The following is a 15,718-nucleotide window of genomic DNA, read 5'->3' as shown; positions in this document are numbered from 1 at the left end:
GCACACAAGCCTTGCCGACAGGTGTTGCCTGGTCGCCAACACCTTGTGTCCGACGGGTAAAAGACGCAATCGGGGCATTGGTCCCTACTGCCCTACCCGTCCGGGTTGGAGCACCTTGCTGAACAAGACGTCCCCGCCCTCCTGGCGCAGCCGCACCGTCAGCTCCCCGCTTCCCCCGTCGATGTCGATCTCGCCGAAGTACTGCGGACTCTCCGCCGGGGAGACGTTCGCCCGGTCCGGTGCCTTGATGAACGCCTGCTCCGGCCCGAACGTTCCATCGAGCTTCACGGCCTGGAACCCGCCCGCGTTCAACGGTCCGGACACGAACTCCCAGAACGGCGCGAAATCCTGGAACGCCGCCCGCTCCGGCGCGTAGTGCTGCGCCGAGGTGTAATGCACGTCCGTGGTGATCCACACCGTGCCGGTCACCCGGGCGTGCTTGATGTGCCGCAGCAGCTCCGCCAGCTGCAGCTCCCGCCCCAGCGGAGCGCCCGGATCGCCCTGCGCCACCGCCTCGAAGTTCGTCCTGCCGTCCGGGACGACCAACCCCAGCGGCATGTCCGAGGCGATCACCTTCCACACCGCGCGCGAGCGGGACAGCTCCCGCTTGAGCCAGCGCAGCTGCTCCGCCCCGAGGATGCCCTGCGGATCGTCGGTCTGCCGGTCGGGTGAGTTGGCGTTGCGGTAGCGCCGCATGTCCAGCACGAAGACGTCCAGCAGCGGGCCGTGGTGCACCACCCGGTAGACCCGGCCTCCCCCGCTCTCGGCTTCGCTCGACCGGGAGGTACCCCCGTCGTCCGGCCGCAGCGTGCGGATCGGGAAGTACTCGGCGAAGGCCCGCAGCGACCGGGCGGAGAGCACGTCCGTGCGCTTCTCGGTGTACCGGTCGTCGTCGAGCAGCTGCCCCGGGTACCAGTTGTTGTGCACCTCGTGGTCGTCCCACTGCGTGATCGTCGGGATCTGGGCGTTGAAGCGGCGCAGGTTCTCGTCCAGCAGGTTGTAGCGGAACGCGCCGCGGAACTCCTGGAGCGTCTCGGCGACCTTCGACTTCTCCTCGGTCGTGATGTTCCGCCAGATCCGGCCGTCCGGCAGCGTCACCCGCTCGGTGATCGGGTTGTCGGCGTAGATGTTGTCGCCGCTGCACAGGAAGAAGTCCGGGTTCCGGCGCCGCATGTCCTCGTAGATGCGGTAGCCGCCGCGGTCCGGATTGATGCCCCAGCCCTGGCCGGCCAGATCGCCCGACCAGAGGAACCGCACGTCGGAGCGGCGCCCCTCGGGAGCGGTGCGGAAGGTGCCGGTCACCGGCTCGCCGGTGCGCCGCGGATCGTCCGGGTCGGCCAGCAGCACCCGGTAGTGGATCTGCTCGCCGGGCGGCAGGCCGTGCAGCCCGGCGACGCCGGTGAAGTCCGTGCCCGCGCCGAGGACCGGGCCCCGCCAGCTTCGGGCGTTGCGGAACGATTCGGTCGCCGCGGTCTGCACCACCATCCGGGCCGGCCGGTCGGACCGCACCCACACCAGGCCCGAGGAGGTGGTCACATCGCCGACCTGTACGCCCCAGTCGGCACTCGGCCGGCCGCCGCGGGCCAGTGCGGGCGCGGCCCCGGTGAGCGCGGGCAGCGCCAGCGCCGCGGAACCCGCCGCCGCGCCCCGCAGCACCGCGCGCCGTCCCCAGCCGCCGCCGGATCCCTGCGCCATCTCCAACCTCCATGCCTCGACCGACTCACTGACGACCCGTTCGTATCGCTGTTCGATGCCTCGCAGTCGAACTCCCGGTGAACGCAGAGGGTTTCGCGGGTGGTGTACGGGCCTCCCGGCCGACGGGAGCGGCCGGACCGGGTCATGGTCGCAAGCCGGCGGGGCGATCGCCAGGACTCCGCCACGACGATGACGCTCCCCGTACGCGCCGCCGGCGCGCGCGGCCCGGCCGGCCGGGACAGTGGTGTGCCTCGCACCGGGCCGTTTCCGCTGGACAACGGCCGGATCGCCGGGTGGGATGGGCGGGTGCGAAGCGATACCGCGACCGAGGTCTTCGAGGAACACCGGCCCGTCCTGTTCGGGGTGGCCTACCGGATGCTCGGCCGGGTGGCCGACGCCGAGGACGTGGTGCAGGACGCCTGGCTGCGCTGGGCCGGCGCGGACCGCGCCGAGGTCCGCGAGCCGCGCGCCTTCCTCATCCGGATCACCACCCGGCTGGCCATCGACCGGCTGCGCCAGGTCCAGTCGCGGCGGGAGTCCTACGTGGGGCCCTGGCTGCCCGAGCCGCTGGCGACGGACGCCGCCGGGAGCCCGCCGGACGGCGCGGAGCGGGCGGTGTTCGCCGAGACCGTCACCCTCGCGGTGCTCGTCGTCATGGAAGCGCTCTCCCCCCTGGAACGCGCGGTGTTCGTCCTGCGCGAGGCGTTCGGCTACCCCTACGCGGAGATCGCCGCGGTCCTCGACCGCAGCGAGGCCGCGGTGCGCCAACTGGCGGGCCGGGCCCGGCGCCACGTCGAGGAGGGCCGGCCCCGCTACGAGGTCGACCCGGAGCAGCAGCGCGATCTGACCGAGCGGTTCCTCGCCGCGGCGGCCGGTGACGACCTGGCCGGACTGCTGAGCCTGCTGACGGCGGACGCCCGGCTGGTCGGCGACAGCGGCGGCAAGGCCAAGGCGCCGCTGCGGATCATCGAGTCCGCCGACAAGGTCGCCCGCTTCCTCCTCGGCGTCGCCAAGTCCCAGCCGGCCGGCCTGGATTTCCGCCTGTGCGACCTCAACGGCGGGCTCGCGGTGCTGCTGCACCTGGACGGCGTCCCGGACACGGTCGTCCAGCTCGGCGTCCAGGACGGCCGGATCCGGACCGTGTACATCGTGCGCAATCCCGACAAGCTCGGGGCGCTGGCCACCCATTGAGCCGTGGGTCCCCGTGGTCCCCGTGGCCCGCGGACCGGGCGTCCCGGGGGCCTCCTTCGCGCGCGCCGCTTCGTGAATTCGGTGGCGGGATTGGTCTTGACCAAGGGTGGGGGCGGCCATATCGTCGGGATACTGCAACAACCTTTAATAAAGAAGCGCTCATAAAGGGTGCGCGGACGGGCCGTCGTGCAGGACCCCGTGTGCGGGCCCGGATCCCAGGGGGCGCTGCCCCGCGGGCAGCCGCCAGTGCGGAGGACAGGGTGGGGACCACGCAGCTCGACACGGTGCCGGAGCCGAAGTACTGGCACCTCAAGACCGTGCTCAGCCAGGCGCTGGACTCGGAGTTCGCGGTCGGTGAGGTTCTGCCCAACGAGCGTGATCTGGCGGCCCGGTTCGGGGTCGCCCGGGCCACGCTCCGGCAGGCGCTCGAACAGCTGGAGCTGGAGGGCCGGCTCCAGCGCCGCCGCGGCGTCGGCACCACCGTCGCCCCGCCGCGCGCCGACGTCGCCGTCGACTCCGTCCGGCACACCTGGCCCGGCGCCCCCGGCGACGACTGGCAGCCGGTCGACGCCGCCGAGAGCGACACCGTCCCGGCCGACGTGGCGCGGCTGCTGGAGACCGCCCCCGGCGAGCCGGTCCACGTCGTGCGCCGCAGCCGGGTCACCGACGGCCGCCCGGTCGCCGCCGAGCTGCTGTACGTCCCCGCGGCCGCGGTCCCCGGATACGACGCGGCGGCCGCGCTCAGCGCCCCCGGCCGGGCCCGTGCCGTGCTGCGCGCACTCCAGGAGCGCGAGTTGGAGGGCCAGGACCGCACCGTGGAGCTGGGCTCGGCCCGCGCCGAGGACGCCAAGCAGCTCGACCGCCTCCCCGGCGCGCCCGTTCTGGTCGTCACGACCCGCTATGTCTCCGGGGGACGCCCGACGGCGGTAGCGGTGTCCACGTACCGCGCGGACACCTGCCGGCTGACGTTCGGCGAGCGCGACGCGATGGCTCTGCTCGCGGGCTGACCGTACGCCGGGGGAGGTGACGGCTCACCGACGGGCCGTCACGGTCCCCTCCACCGCGAAGAGTTCCCCCTCGACGTGGTCGAGCGCCAGCCGCAGCGCGCCGGTCGCCACCGCCGCCTCGCCCAGCTGGGACAGGACGACCCGCGGCGGCCGCAGACAGTAACGGGCCAACTCCTCGCGCAGCGGCGTCAGTACACCGGCCAGCCCGGTCGCCCAGCCGCCGATCACCACCAGCTCGGGATCGAGCGCCAGCACCAGCGCGGCGACGTCGTGCACCAACCGCCGGACGAACCGGTCCACCGCGTCCCGGGCCCGCGCATCACCCCGCCCGGCCGCCGCGAACACCGCCGCGACCTGCGCCTCGTCCAGCGGAAGCAGCGGCTTCCCGGTCGTCGACAGCAGCGCCTCCGGGGTCGCCTCCCGCCCGAGCAGATGCAGCGCGCCGATCTCCCCGGCCGCGCCGCCGAACCCGCGGTGCAGCCGCCCGCCGATCAGCGAACCGGCACCCGGACTGAGCCCCGCCAGCACGAAGACGAGGTCGTCCGAACCGGTGGCCGCGCCCTGCCAGTGCTCGGCCACCGCCGCCGCGTTGGCGTCGTTCTCGACCAGCACCGGACAGCGGAACGACCGCCGCAGCCGGTCACCCAGCGGCAGCCCGGTCCACCCGGGCAGCGCGGTGCCCAGCCGTACCGTGCCGTCCGCCTCCACGATGCCGGGGCTGGCCACGCCGACGGCCCGCAGGCCCCGCCGCGGCACGCCGGTGCGCCGCAGCAGATCGATCACCACGGCCCGCACCCGGTCCAGCCGCTCATCGGCCGGGGCGCCCTCCTCGACGGGACGCTGCGCGGTGTCCAGCACCCGGCCGCTCAGATCCGACAGCAGCGCCACGATGCGGTGCGGCCCGATCTCGATGCCCAGCAGATGACCGGCCTCGGTACGGAACCGGAAGCGGCGGGCCGGACGGCCCTGGCGGCGCGCCTCACCCTCCTCGGCGGGCACCTCGACGACCAGGCCGCTCTCGATGAGCCCCTCGACCACGCCCTCGACCGTGGGCCGCGACAGGCCCGTCACCTGGACGAGATGGGTGAGCGTGGCGGCGTCCGCGGCGCGCAGCGCGTCGAGCACCACCGCGGAGTTGATCCGCCGCAGCAGCGAGGGGTCCCCGCCGGTGAGCCGCCCCAACGTCCGTCTCCCTAGCTTTCCGTGTGTGGCGGATCGTAGCCGGTCAGACGGTGTGCGGCGAGCCCCGCCCGGGGCCGCGGCAGGCGCCGGCCCCCGCTACCCGGCCGTCCCCGGTGTCACGAACCCGGACTCGTAGGCGGCGATCACGGCCTGGGTGCGGTCCCGGGCACCCAGCTTGGCCAGCACCCCGCTGACGTGCGTCTTGACCGTCTCGGCCGGCACCACCAGCTCCGCGCCGTGCTCCGCGTTCGACAGGCCACAGCACATACGCGACCAGCCGCACCGCGTGCACGACCTCGGCCGGTTGGACAGGCCGCACACATCAGCCGCAGCACCCCCCGGCTCCCGGCCCGTCGGCGCGGCCCGCTCGAACTCTGCCCGGGCCCGGTCGTTCACCCGCTCCGCCGCGATGGCCCGCAGCGACGCCGGGAACAGCAGCGAGGAACCCTCCGCGACCAGCCGCACCGCGTGCACGACCTAGGCCGGCCGGGACCGCTTGAGCAGAAAACCGTACGCCCCCGCGCGCAGTGCCTCGTAGACGTACTCGTCCGCCTCGAAGGTGGTGATGACGAGGATCCGCGGCGGGTCGGTGACCGTCCGGAGCACCGCGCGGGTCGCCTCGATCCGTCCAGCAGCGGCATCCGCACGTCCATGGCGACCACGTCCGGCCGCAGTTGCCGCACCAGCGGGACCACGGCGGCCCCGTCGGCAGCCTCACCCGTCACCTCGATGTCGGGCTGTGCCTCCAGAATGGCGCGCAACCCGGCGCGCACCAGCGGCTCGTCATCGACCAGGAGTACGGAATCGGCACCGGACCCCCCTACGGGGAGGCGCCGGTCAAGCGGGCAGCGGCAGGCGGACGCCCACCTGCCATGTGCCGCCCGCCGGGCCGGTGCGGGCCTTGCCGCCGAGCAGGGTGGCGCGTTCACGGATGCCGCGCAGGCCACGGCCGCCGCTGCCGGGGCCCGCCGGGGCGGCGGGCAGCGGATTGCGGACGTCCGGTTCCAGCACACCGCCGCCGGCCGCGATCCGTACGGACACCGGCACCGGGCCCGCGTGCCGCAGCACGTTCGTCAGGGCCTCCTGCACCATGCGGTACCCCTCCGGCGGGACCGGCCCGGGCAGGTCCGCCAGCGGGCCGCTGAGCTGGGCGCCAAGACGCTTCCCGGTGCAGGGGGAGGCCGGACGAGGAGGTCGAGGACCGGTGGGAGCCGGCCGCCGCGGAGCGCACGGCCAAATGTCAGACCCCCGCGCTTTACTGACGGTATGACGCTTGACGAGCAGCTGACGACCATCGACCGGCTGCGCCGGCGGGAGTTCCCGGCGCAGCGGGTCCGCTCCGCGCCGGCCGAGAGCGGGCCGGGCTTCCACATCGCGGACCTGCGGGTCAGTGGGGACTTCTGGGACGCGGACCTCACCGAGCTGGCGGAGGCCGAGGAGGAGTTCGAGGCCGCGCTGACCGCACTGGTGCAGGCGCTGTCCTTACGGTGGGGCGAGCCCCAAGTCCTGGACCTGGAAGTCGCGTTGGAGCGGACCGCGCAGGGGTTGCCGGTGCGGCCGCCGCTGGACACCCTCTGCGGTTTCGTGCCGCGGATGTACGGCTGGCGGGTGGCAGGCCGGTGGATAGGCGTCGGCGTCGGACAGGGCGACCGGGAGCTGCCGTTGCAGCTGCTGGTGGCGGTGGGGGAGGAGGAGGTGGCGGGGATGGCCGGCGGTCAGTGAGGGAAGACCGGGGCGAGCGCGGCGGCGGCGAGCCGGTGCGGGGTTCCCGAGCCGTCGGCGGGGACGGTCCACAGATCGGCGCCGTAGTCGCCCGGCAACGCGTAGACCAGCGTGTGGCGGTCCTGCCAGACCGCCTGGTCGTCGATGTTGCGGCGCTCCCCGGTCGCGGTTTCGTGCAGCGTGCGCAGATCGAGCACGTACAGCCGCCAGGGGGCGTCCGGATCGGCGCCGGCGACCCGCTTCTTGTACGCGATGCGGGTGCCGTCGGGCGACAGCGAAGGGCATTCGACGTTGCCGTGCAGCGCGCGCAGGGTACGGGCGGTGCGGTCACCGCGGACGAGGTAGGTCTGCCCGCCGGTGGCGGCGGTGGCGTAGAAGTGGTCGTCGTCGGCGAAGGTGACGCCCCAGATGTTGACGTCGGCCGCGTGCACCCGGTGTCCGCCGACGGACAGCGCATAGGTCTCCAGGTTGACGTCCAGGTGTCCGGTGCGGGTGTCGAGGATCGAGGTCCGGGTGGAGAAGGCGGTGCCCGCGTAGGAGTCGCCGCTGACGAAGACGGTCCAGCCGACGGTGTGGCCGCCGGGGGAGACCCGGGCCCGGGTCGGGGTGCCGGCGAGGTCGTAGTGGCGCCGCTCGTGCAGCCGGTCGTCGAGGACCACCGCCCGGTAGGTGTCGCGGAGTTCGCCGTGCACGGCCCGCAGGCAGATGCCGGTGCCGGCGGCCGCGTGGAAGCGCAGGCAGCGGACGCCGGAGGCGGTGCGCGGGCCGGCGAGTCCGTCGGCCGGGACGGCGGTGATCTCGTCGCGGTGCGGGCCCCAGGCCATGTTGCGGAAGAGCACCCGGTGCGGATCGCTCAGCCGTACCGCCCCGGAGGTGACCGCGGGGCCGCCGGCCTGGGTGCGGTCCTTCTCGGCGGCCCGGCCGGCGGCGTGCAGGGTCGCGCCGACCGCGATCCCGCCGAGGACGAGGACGGTGACGAGCAGGACCAGGAGGCGGGCGGTACGGCTCACGGGGCGGACTCCGAAGGGGTGCGGGTGACATCGGCCGGGGGCGGAGTGGCGTCGGTCCCGGAGGTGGCGCGCAGCAGCCGGGCGCTGAGCGCGGCGGCGAGCGCCAGACCGGCCGCGGCGAGGGCGAGCGCCCAGCGGTCGCCCCAGGCGGTCCAGGCCGCGCCGAAGGCCAGCGAGCAGCCGAAGCGGGCCGCGGCCTGGCCGGTCTGCACCACCGCCAGCCCGCTGCCGCGCCAGGCGTCCGGCACCGCGTCGGCGGTGGCCGCGGCGAGCACACCGTCGGTGGCCGCGTAGAAGCCCCCGTGCAGGACGAGGACCAGGCCGGTCAGCACCGGGGAGGCGGCGAACGGCGCGAGCAGCACCCCGTAGGCGCCGAGCAGCGCGAGATGGCCGAGCAGGAACAGCCGGCGGCGGCCCCACCGGTCCGCGACCGCGCCCAGCGGCACCGCCAGCAGCAGGAAGGCCGCGGCGGTGCCCAGCGGCAGCAGCGGGAACCACGCCCCGGACAGCCCGAGCCGGCGCTGGAGGGTGAGGTAGAGGAAGGAGTCGCTGACCGTGGTCAGACCGAGCAGCACGGCGCAGCAGGTCAGCCGGCGCAGCGCGGGCAGCCGCAGCAACGGCCGCAGCGGCGGGGCGGACGCCGGGGCGCCCGGACGGGCGGAGGCGGGGTCGCGCGGACGGGCGGAGGCGGGGTCGCGCGGCGGGGTGGGCGACGCCGGGCCGGGCGCCGGGGACGGGAACGAGCCGGGCGCCGGGGGCGGGAGCGGGCCGCGCGCCGGCGACGGCCGCCGGCCGGTGGTCTCGGTGGTGTCCGGTGCGGGCGGCCGGATCCGGGCGGGGACGAAGAGCACCAGGACGGCCACACCGAGCGCGGCCACACAGCCGCTGACCGTGAACACCGCGTCGTACCCCCCGGCCGCGGCGCGCAGCACGAGGAAGGCGACCAGCGGGCCGAGCAGCGCGCCCGCGGTGTCCATCGCCCGGTGCACGCCGAACGCCCGGCCGCGGACCGCCGGTTCGCCGGCGAGCGAGATCATCGCGTCGCGCGGTGCGGTGCGCAGCCCCTTGCCGGTGCGGTCGACGGCCAGCACGGCCCCGATCAGCGGCAGCGTGTGCACGAGCAGCAACAGCGGTTTGCACAGGGCCGAGAGACCGTACCCGACCACCGCGACGACCTTGTGGCCGCCGCCCCCGCCGCGGTCCGAGACCCGCCCGCCGACCAGTCGGACGAGCGCGCTGACACCGTTGTACACCCCGTCCAGCAGCCCGAACCCGAGCGGGGACAGGCCGAGTTCGGCGACGAGGTACAGCGGCAGGACGGCGGTGACCATCTCCGAGGAGACGTCGGTGATCAGGCTGACGGTGCCCAGGACGAGGACGGTGCCGGGGACCGCGGCCCGGACCGGCCGGCCCGGGCGTGCGCCCGGGCCGGCCGTCGTGGGGGTGGCGCGGCTGTCCGCGAGGTACACCTCAGTTCGCCCAGACGCCGGTGATGTCCTTGGCGTCGGCGGCCTTCCCGGCGTGCGAGGTGCCGTACATGTCCTCAAGGGTGCGCAGCACGTCGTAGTGGTTGTAGGTGGTGCCCGAGGTGGAGCCGGGCCGCACCGGCTGGCCGTACAGGACGGTCGGGATGCGGTTGCCGCTGAGGCGGTTGTCCTCGTCGAAGGTGACCAGCAGCAGGCTGTTGTGGGACTTGGCCCAGTCCGCGTAGCTCTTGAGGTGGTTCTTCAGCCAGGTGTCACCGGTGGAGACCGAGCAGTCGTGCATGTCGCTGCACAGGTTCGGCACGACGAACGACACGGTCGGCAGGGTGCTGAAGTCCGTGGGGAACGCGTCGAAGGTGTGCGCCGTGTTCGTGGGCACGTTGCTGAAGCCGAACCAGGGGTTGTGCTTCTGCGCGTACTTGCCACTCCGGCAGGTGGTGGAGCCCTCGGCCGGCAGCGACTCGTTGTAGCTGGCCCAGGACTTGCCGGCCGCGGTCACCTCGGAGGCGAGGTTGGCCGCGGAGCTGAAACCGGGGGTGACGCAGCTGTCGTCGGTGACGCCCTGGGTGTCGCCGGAGAACATCGCGTAGTAGTTGGGCTGGCTGGGGTGGGTCTCGGCGTACGAGGCGGTGAGGCTGGCGCCGCCGGCGGCCAGGGAGTTGATGTACGGGGCGCTGGAGCTGCCCAGCACCTGGTGGTAGGCGTGGTTCTCGAAGACCACCACGACCACGTGGTCGGGGCTGGGCACCCCGGCCGCGGCGGCCTCGGCCCCGAAGCCGTTGCCGGCCCAGATGCCGAGTCCGGCGGCGGCGAGGCCGAACGCCCCGGCGAGCGCGGTGAGCTTGTGGCGGCGCGAGCGGCGGCCGCGGTGGTCCGCCGGGGACCCGGCGGCGGAGGGGGAGGGCGAGGAGGACGGAGTGGGCACGACTGCCTCCGTACGGAAGAGTGGGGGCGTGCACGGGCGGCGACAGAGTAGAGCCACCGAGGTGACATGTACACGCCTTCAAGATGACGGTTGGCCGAACGCCCGCCGTCCGCCCGCCACCCGGTCCCGGAAGGCGGGACCGGCTATGCGACCCCGTCCTCCGCGAACGCCGCGGCGCGCAGCCGCCCGTACTCCTCCGCCATCGTCACCGGCGTCCAATGGGCGTTCAGTCCGCTGGGGTTGGGCAGTGCCCAGATCCGCGTTTCCCCCAGCGTACGAGCCTGCGGCCCGACTGTCGCGCGCTTGTCGTCGAAGGCGACGCGGTAGGCCGTGACCCCGGCGACCGCGAGCCAGCGCGGCCGCAGCCGGGCCACCTTCTCCGCCAGCAGCCGGCCGCCCTCGCGGAACTCCTCCGCGGTCAGCTCGTCCGCCCGGGCGGTCGCCCGCGCGACGACATTGGTGATCCCGACCCCGTGCGCGAGCAGCTCCTCCTGCTCATCGGGGCGCAGCCGCCGCGGCGTGAAGCCGGCGGCGTGCAGCACCGGCCAGAACCGGTTACCGGGGCGGGCGAAGTGGTGCCCGGTGGCCGCCGACATCAGCCCGGGGTTGATCCCGCAGAAGAGGACCCGCAGACCGCTCGCCGCCACGTCAGGGACGAGGCGATCACGAGCGGCCTGCAGCTCCTCCGGGGTGAAGCGCACCTCATGACTCCCGGGTCAGAGGATCGCGCCCGGGGTGTAGCCGGCGGCCTCCGGGTGCTGCTTGGCGATCTCCTCGATCCGGGCGACGACCGACGCCACCTGGTCGGCGGCCGCACCGGTGAACGACAGCTTGTCCGCCATCAGCGCGTCCAGCTGCGCCCGGTCCAGCGGAATCCGGGCGTCCGCCGCCAGCTTGTCCAGCAGCTCGTTCCGCTCGGCGCCCTGCTCACGCATGGCCAGCGCCGACGCCACCGCGTTCTCCTTGATCGCCTCGTGGGCCTCCTCACGGCCCACCCCGGCGCGGACCGCCCCCATCAGCACCTTCGTCGTGGCGAGGAACGGCAGGTAACGGTCCAGCTCACGGGCGACGACGGCGGGGAACGCACCGAACTCGTCAAGCACGGTCAGGAACGTCTCCAGCAGCCCGTCCAGCGCGAAGAACGAGTCCGGCAGGGCCACCCGGCGCACCACGGAGCAGGACACGTCGCCCTCGTTCCACTGGTCACCGGAGAGCTCACCGGCCATCGAGGCGTAGCCCCGCAGGATCACCATCAGGCCGTTGACGCGCTCGCAGGAGCGGGTGTTCATCTTGTGCGGCATCGCCGACGAGCCGACCTGGCCGGGCTTGAAGCCCTCGGTGACCAGCTCGTGCCCGGCCATCAGCCGGATCGTCTTCGCCAGCGACGAGGGCGCGGCCGCCAGCTGCACCAGCGAGGTGACCACGTCGTAGTCCAGCGAGCGCGGGTAGACCTGGCCGACGGACGTGAAGGCCTGCCCGAAGCCGAGGTGCGCGGCGATCCGCTGCTCCAGCTCGGCCAGCTTCGCCGCGTCCCCGCCCAGCAGGTCCAGCATGTCCTGCGCGGTCCCCACGGGACCCTTGATGCCGCGCAGCGGGTAACGGGAGAGCAGATCTTCCAGGCGCGCGTACGCCACCAGCAGCTCGTCCGCCGCGGTCGCGAACCGCTTGCCCAGCGTCGTGGTCTGCGCGGCGACGTTGTGCGAGCGGCCCGCCATCACCAGCTCGGCGTGCTGGGCGGCCAGCGAACCCAGGCGCGCCAGCACGGCGACCGTGCGGTCCCGCATCAGCGCCAGCGACAGCCGCACCTGGAGCTGCTCGACGTTCTCGGTCAGGTCACGGGAGGTCATGCCCTTGTGGACCTGCTCGTGCCCGGCCAGCGCGTTGAACTCCTCGATCCGCGCCTTCACGTCGTGCCGGGTGACCTTCTCGCGCTCGGCGATCGACGCCAGGTCGACGTCCTCCAGGACCCGCTCGTAGTCGGCCAGCGCCTCCTCGGGGACCGCCACCCCCAGGTCCTTCTGCGCACGCAGCACGGCGAGCCACAGCTTCCGCTCCAGCTTGACCTTGTACTCGGGGGACCAGAGCACGGCCAGCTCCGCGGAGGCGTAGCGGCCGGCCAGAACATTGGGGATGCGAGGCTTCGCAGACACAGCAGTCACGTGGTCAGAGTCTACTGGCGATTCGCGCAGGCCAGCGCCCCGGTCCCGGCTGTGCGTTCCTACAGGCATCGGCCGGCCCCGCTACCCGCCCCCGTTGACGGCCGCCCGCCCCACCGCACCGTCCTCGACGTACCAGTTCTTGAGGATCTTCGCGTACTCGCCGCTCCTGATCAGCCGGTCGAGGGCTCCGCGCACCGCGTCCCGCAGGCCCGGGCGGTTCTTGGCCACCGCGATGCCGTACGGCAGGGGGTCGATCTGCTCGCCGACGAGGGCGAGGACGCCGCCGCCCGAGAGGGTGGCGGCGGTGTGCGCCGCCACCGGGAAGTCGTCCAGACAGGCCGAGGAACGGCCCTTGGCGACGTCGTCGTAGACCTCCGCCTGCGCCTCGAACTCCCGGATCCGCAGCCCCTTGGCAACCTTCCGGCCGAGCTCGTCCACGTAGTCCGGGCGAGGGAACCACGCTGGACGGCGACCGTCCGGCCGGCCAGGTCCGCGGGTTTCCGGATGCCCTCCGGGTCGCCCTTGCGGACGACGAGCACGAGCCCGGCCCTGAAGTAGTCGACCAGGTCGACGCCGCTGCCGGTCTTCGTTCCGTCCGCGATCCCCTGCTGCCGGTCCTTGGTGTCGGCCAGCGCCGACATGACCAGGTCGAAACGGCCCGCGGCCAGGCCGGCGAGCAGGGAGTCGAAGACGGTGTTCTCGAAGGCGACGCGCACCCCCAGTGCGCGTCCGAGGGCGTTCGCGATCTCGACGTCGACTCCGGCCGGCCTGCCGTCCCGGACGAACTCCATGGGCGCGTAGGCGATGTCCGAGCCGATGGTGATCCTGCCCTTGTCCAGGATCTCCTGCGGCAACCGGCCGGACGGCTCCGCAGAGACGGCGGGCCGGCCCCCGGCGTTCTCCCCACTGGCGCGGTTTCCGCCCTGCGGCCACAGTGCCCAGCCCAGCGCCCCGGTGCCGGCCAGGCCCCCCACCACGGACAGCGCGCCGAGCACCCGGCGCCGGCTCGGCCCCGGGGAGGCGGGCGGCGGGGGCGTGGCGGCGTGCGCGGGCCAGGCCGGCGTTGCGCCGGGCGACGGCGGGGGCGGCGGGCCGTCCGGAGTCGTACGCGTCGGCAGTTGGTCGAACGGGACGCCGGCCGGCGCCTGGACCCCGGGCCGCGGCACGTGGGCGTCCGGGGACCTGGGGTCGGCGAGCTGCGCGGACAGACGGCGGAGCCGGCCGGCGACGGGGGCGGGCAGCCAGTCGCCGTACGGGCCGGCCGGTCCCACCCGCGCCATCAGGGCGGGCAGCGCGGGCCGCCGCTCCGGCTCCTTGGCCAGGCAGGCCGCCGCCACCTCCCGCAGCCCCTCCGGGAGCCCGTCCAGCCGCGGTTCCTCGTGCACGGTGCGGTACATCAGGATCTGCGGCTCGGCGCTCCCGTACGGGCCGCCGCCGGTCGCCGCGAACACGATCACCCCGCCGAGCGCGAACACGTCCGCCGCGCCCGTGACGTTCGGGCCCGTCATGACGAGCTGCTCGGGCGCCATGAACCCCGGCGTGCCGAGGGCGGTGCCGGTCATCGTCAGAGCGGTGTCCGCGGCCGAGTACGCGATGCCGAAGTCGATCACCCGCGGCCCCTCGGCCGTGAGCAGGATGTTCGACGGCTTGAGGTCGCGGTGCACCAGCCCGTGCGCGTGCACCGCCGCCAGGGCCTGCAACAGGCCCGCCGTCAGCAGCCGCACCGCCTGCTCCGGCAGCGGCCCGCCGTCGTGCACGGCATCGGTCAGCGAGACACCCGGCACGTAGTCGGTCGCCATCCACGGCACGTCGTCATGCGGCGCGGCGTCGACCACCGGCGCCACGAACGGCCCGCCCACCCGCCGGGCGGCGGCCACCTCACGGGCGAAACGCGTCCGGAAACCCCGGTCGTCGGCGAGTTCGGACCGCGCGGTCTTCACCGCCACCGTCCGCCCGTCCGCCGCACGGCCGAGATACACCCGGCCCATACCGCCGCCCCCGAGCAGCCCGACGATCGAGAACGGCCCGATCCGCTGCGGATCGCCCTTGGTCAACGGTCGCACCCACTACCCCCACCCCGTGCCCGCACTTGTGCCCGGCAGTATTCCGCAACCGGCCCGCCTCCGGCCCGTGCGGTGGCCGGTCACCGCCCCTGCGTTACGCCCCCACCGGGGCCCAGGCGGTCACCGGGCCGGGGTCCGTGTGGTCCGCCGGACCGACCCAGAAGGCCGTGCCCAGCTCAGGACTCACATGGGCGCCCAGCCGGCCGTCCCCCGAGGAACGGCCGGTCAGCCGCCGCCCTATCCAGGGCCCGAGGTGCTCGCGCGCGAACCGCAGGTCCGCGGCCCGCCGGGCCCGCCAGCCCGGCGGTGCGGCCGCCGGCAGCGGGGCGTCCCAGTCCGACTCGGCGGGCAGCCCGAGCGCCTGCCAGACCGCCTCGGCCACCCGGCGGTGCCCCTCGGCGTTCAGATGCAGCCGGTCGTCCGCCCACATCCGCGGGTCGGCCAGCGCCTTCGACGCGTACAGGTCCACGACCAGCGCCCCGTGCTGCGCCGCGATCTCGTCGATCCGCGCGAAGAGCTGCTCCATCCGCGGCCGGAAGCGCTCCATCACGGGCCCCTGGCGGCCCGGACTGCGCATCAGCACCAGCCGCCCGCCGCCCTTCACCAGCAGCTCGGCCGCGGTCTCCAGCTGCGCGCACACCCGCGCGACGTCGCACTTCGGACGCAGCACGTCGTTGAGCCCGCCCACAAGCGTCACGAGGTCCGCCCCCATCGACGCGGCCGGCCCGCACTGGTCGTCCAGGATCTGCCCGATCAACTTGCCCCGCACCGCGAGGTTGGCATACCGGAAGCCCGGCGTCCGCGCCGCCAGCCGCGCGGCGAGCAGGTCGGCCCACCCACGGTAGGAGCCGTCGGGAAGCCCGTCCGACATTCCTTCGGTGAAGCTGTCACCTATGGCTACGAAACTCGTGTACGACACATGCGGATGTTATATGGCCCCACGTACTTGGCTTTCCCGCCGTGGTTGTTGCTCGCCGTTGCGCGCTTTGCGGCGCCCCGCACGTACCTGTCTTTCGCGCCGCGGGGCTTGCTCACCGTTGCGCGCTTTGCGGCGCCTCCTACGTACCCGTCTTGCCCGTCGCGGGGCTTGTGCGCCGTTGCGCCTTGCGGTGCCCCCGTACGTACTCTGTCCCGTGGCGGGGCGTCTGGCCGTTGCGCCTGCGGCGGGCTGGGTGGTGTCGGGTGCGGTGACGGGCCTGCGGGGCCGGTGTTTGGGACTGCTGACGCTTTACGTCCCAAACACCGGCCCCTCCGGCCCGTCCCCTCCCGTTGGGGGAGTG

Annotated in this window: 12 protein-coding genes and 3 pseudogenes; 3 read left to right on the top strand and 12 right to left on the bottom strand. The window is 74.1% G+C overall.

What is annotated here, in order from left to right:
* Positions 1-84 precede the first annotated feature (84 nt).
* Positions 85-1,695 carry an alkaline phosphatase D family protein gene (locus AB0E02_RS28375; protein WP_362144071.1) on the bottom strand — a complete coding sequence of 537 codons (1,611 nt, stop codon included), beginning with the start codon at positions 1,693-1,695 and terminating at the stop codon, positions 85-87.
* A 306-nt stretch (positions 1,696-2,001) separates the two neighbouring features.
* On the opposite strand from AB0E02_RS28375, the gene AB0E02_RS28370 reads away from it, so the two are divergent.
* Positions 2,002-2,886 (top strand): RNA polymerase sigma-70 factor, encoded by an 885-nt coding sequence (locus tag AB0E02_RS28370; protein WP_362144068.1) that lies wholly within the window; start codon positions 2,002-2,004, stop codon positions 2,884-2,886.
* A gap of 260 nt (positions 2,887-3,146) precedes the next feature.
* Complete coding sequence (locus AB0E02_RS28365; protein WP_362144065.1) at positions 3,147-3,893, top strand: GntR family transcriptional regulator; 747 nt, start codon at positions 3,147-3,149, stop codon at positions 3,891-3,893.
* A gap of 24 nt (positions 3,894-3,917) precedes the next feature.
* Here AB0E02_RS28365 and AB0E02_RS28360 read toward each other — a convergent pair whose 3' ends face one another.
* The 3 genes and pseudogenes from AB0E02_RS28360 to AB0E02_RS28350 form a co-directional block, all read right to left on the bottom strand.
* The gene (locus tag AB0E02_RS28360) at positions 3,918-5,075 is read right to left on the bottom strand and encodes an ROK family protein (protein ID WP_362144062.1); all 1,158 of its coding nucleotides are present in this window, start codon (positions 5,073-5,075) and stop codon (positions 3,918-3,920) included.
* Positions 5,076-5,171: 96 nt separating this feature from the next.
* Positions 5,172-5,869: pseudogene (locus AB0E02_RS28355) on the bottom strand (response regulator transcription factor).
* Positions 5,870-5,912: 43 nt separating this feature from the next.
* A pseudogene (locus tag AB0E02_RS28350) lies at positions 5,913-6,233 on the bottom strand (two-component sensor histidine kinase); the annotation flags it as partial.
* A 108-nt stretch (positions 6,234-6,341) separates the two neighbouring features.
* Here AB0E02_RS28350 and AB0E02_RS28345 point away from each other — a divergent pair.
* Positions 6,342-6,797 (top strand): hypothetical protein, encoded by a 456-nt coding sequence (locus AB0E02_RS28345; RefSeq protein ID WP_362144059.1) that lies wholly within the window; start codon positions 6,342-6,344, stop codon positions 6,795-6,797.
* Here AB0E02_RS28345 and AB0E02_RS28340 read toward each other — a convergent pair.
* The 8 genes and pseudogenes from AB0E02_RS28340 to AB0E02_RS28305 form a co-directional block, all read right to left on the bottom strand.
* Positions 6,791-7,807: a TolB-like translocation protein gene (locus tag AB0E02_RS28340; RefSeq protein WP_362144056.1), complete on the bottom strand. Its 1,017-nt coding sequence runs from the start codon at positions 7,805-7,807 to the stop codon at positions 6,791-6,793. The genes AB0E02_RS28345 and AB0E02_RS28340 overlap by 7 nt on opposite strands.
* Positions 7,804-9,276 carry an MFS transporter gene (locus tag AB0E02_RS28335; protein WP_362144053.1) on the bottom strand — a complete coding sequence of 491 codons (1,473 nt, stop codon included), beginning with the start codon at positions 9,274-9,276 and terminating at the stop codon, positions 7,804-7,806. Before AB0E02_RS28335 ends, AB0E02_RS28340 begins: the two co-directional genes overlap by 4 nt.
* A 1-nt stretch (position 9,277) precedes the next feature.
* Positions 9,278-10,216 carry an alkaline phosphatase family protein gene (locus AB0E02_RS28330; protein WP_362144050.1) on the bottom strand — a complete coding sequence of 313 codons (939 nt, stop codon included), beginning with the start codon at positions 10,214-10,216 and terminating at the stop codon, positions 9,278-9,280.
* Between the two features lie 143 nt (positions 10,217-10,359).
* Entirely contained in the window at positions 10,360-10,917 is a 558-nt protein-coding gene (gene mug / locus AB0E02_RS28325; RefSeq protein WP_362144047.1) for a G/U mismatch-specific DNA glycosylase, read from the bottom strand.
* A 15-nt stretch (positions 10,918-10,932) separates the two neighbouring features.
* Positions 10,933-12,366 (bottom strand): adenylosuccinate lyase, encoded by a 1,434-nt coding sequence (gene purB, locus AB0E02_RS28320; RefSeq protein WP_362144216.1) that lies wholly within the window; start codon positions 12,364-12,366, stop codon positions 10,933-10,935.
* A gap of 90 nt (positions 12,367-12,456) precedes the next feature.
* The gene (locus AB0E02_RS28315) at positions 12,457-12,813 is read right to left on the bottom strand and encodes a transporter substrate-binding domain-containing protein (RefSeq protein WP_362144044.1); all 357 of its coding nucleotides are present in this window, start codon (positions 12,811-12,813) and stop codon (positions 12,457-12,459) included.
* Between the two features lie 8 nt (positions 12,814-12,821).
* Positions 12,822-14,438 (bottom strand): annotated as a pseudogene (locus AB0E02_RS28310) (serine/threonine-protein kinase); the annotation flags it as partial.
* A gap of 94 nt (positions 14,439-14,532) precedes the next feature.
* Positions 14,533-15,357, bottom strand: coding sequence for an SGNH/GDSL hydrolase family protein (locus AB0E02_RS28305; RefSeq protein WP_362144041.1), 825 nt, complete (start codon positions 15,355-15,357; stop codon positions 14,533-14,535).
* Between the last annotated feature and the right edge of the window lie 361 nt (positions 15,358-15,718).

This window comes from Streptomyces sp. NPDC048196, assembly GCF_040652715.1.
GTDB classification, from domain to species: domain Bacteria; phylum Actinomycetota; class Actinomycetes; order Streptomycetales; family Streptomycetaceae; genus Streptomyces; species Streptomyces siderophoricus.
The sequence above is the reverse complement of the archived record's forward strand: the minus strand, read 5'-3'. Positions and strand labels throughout refer to the sequence as shown.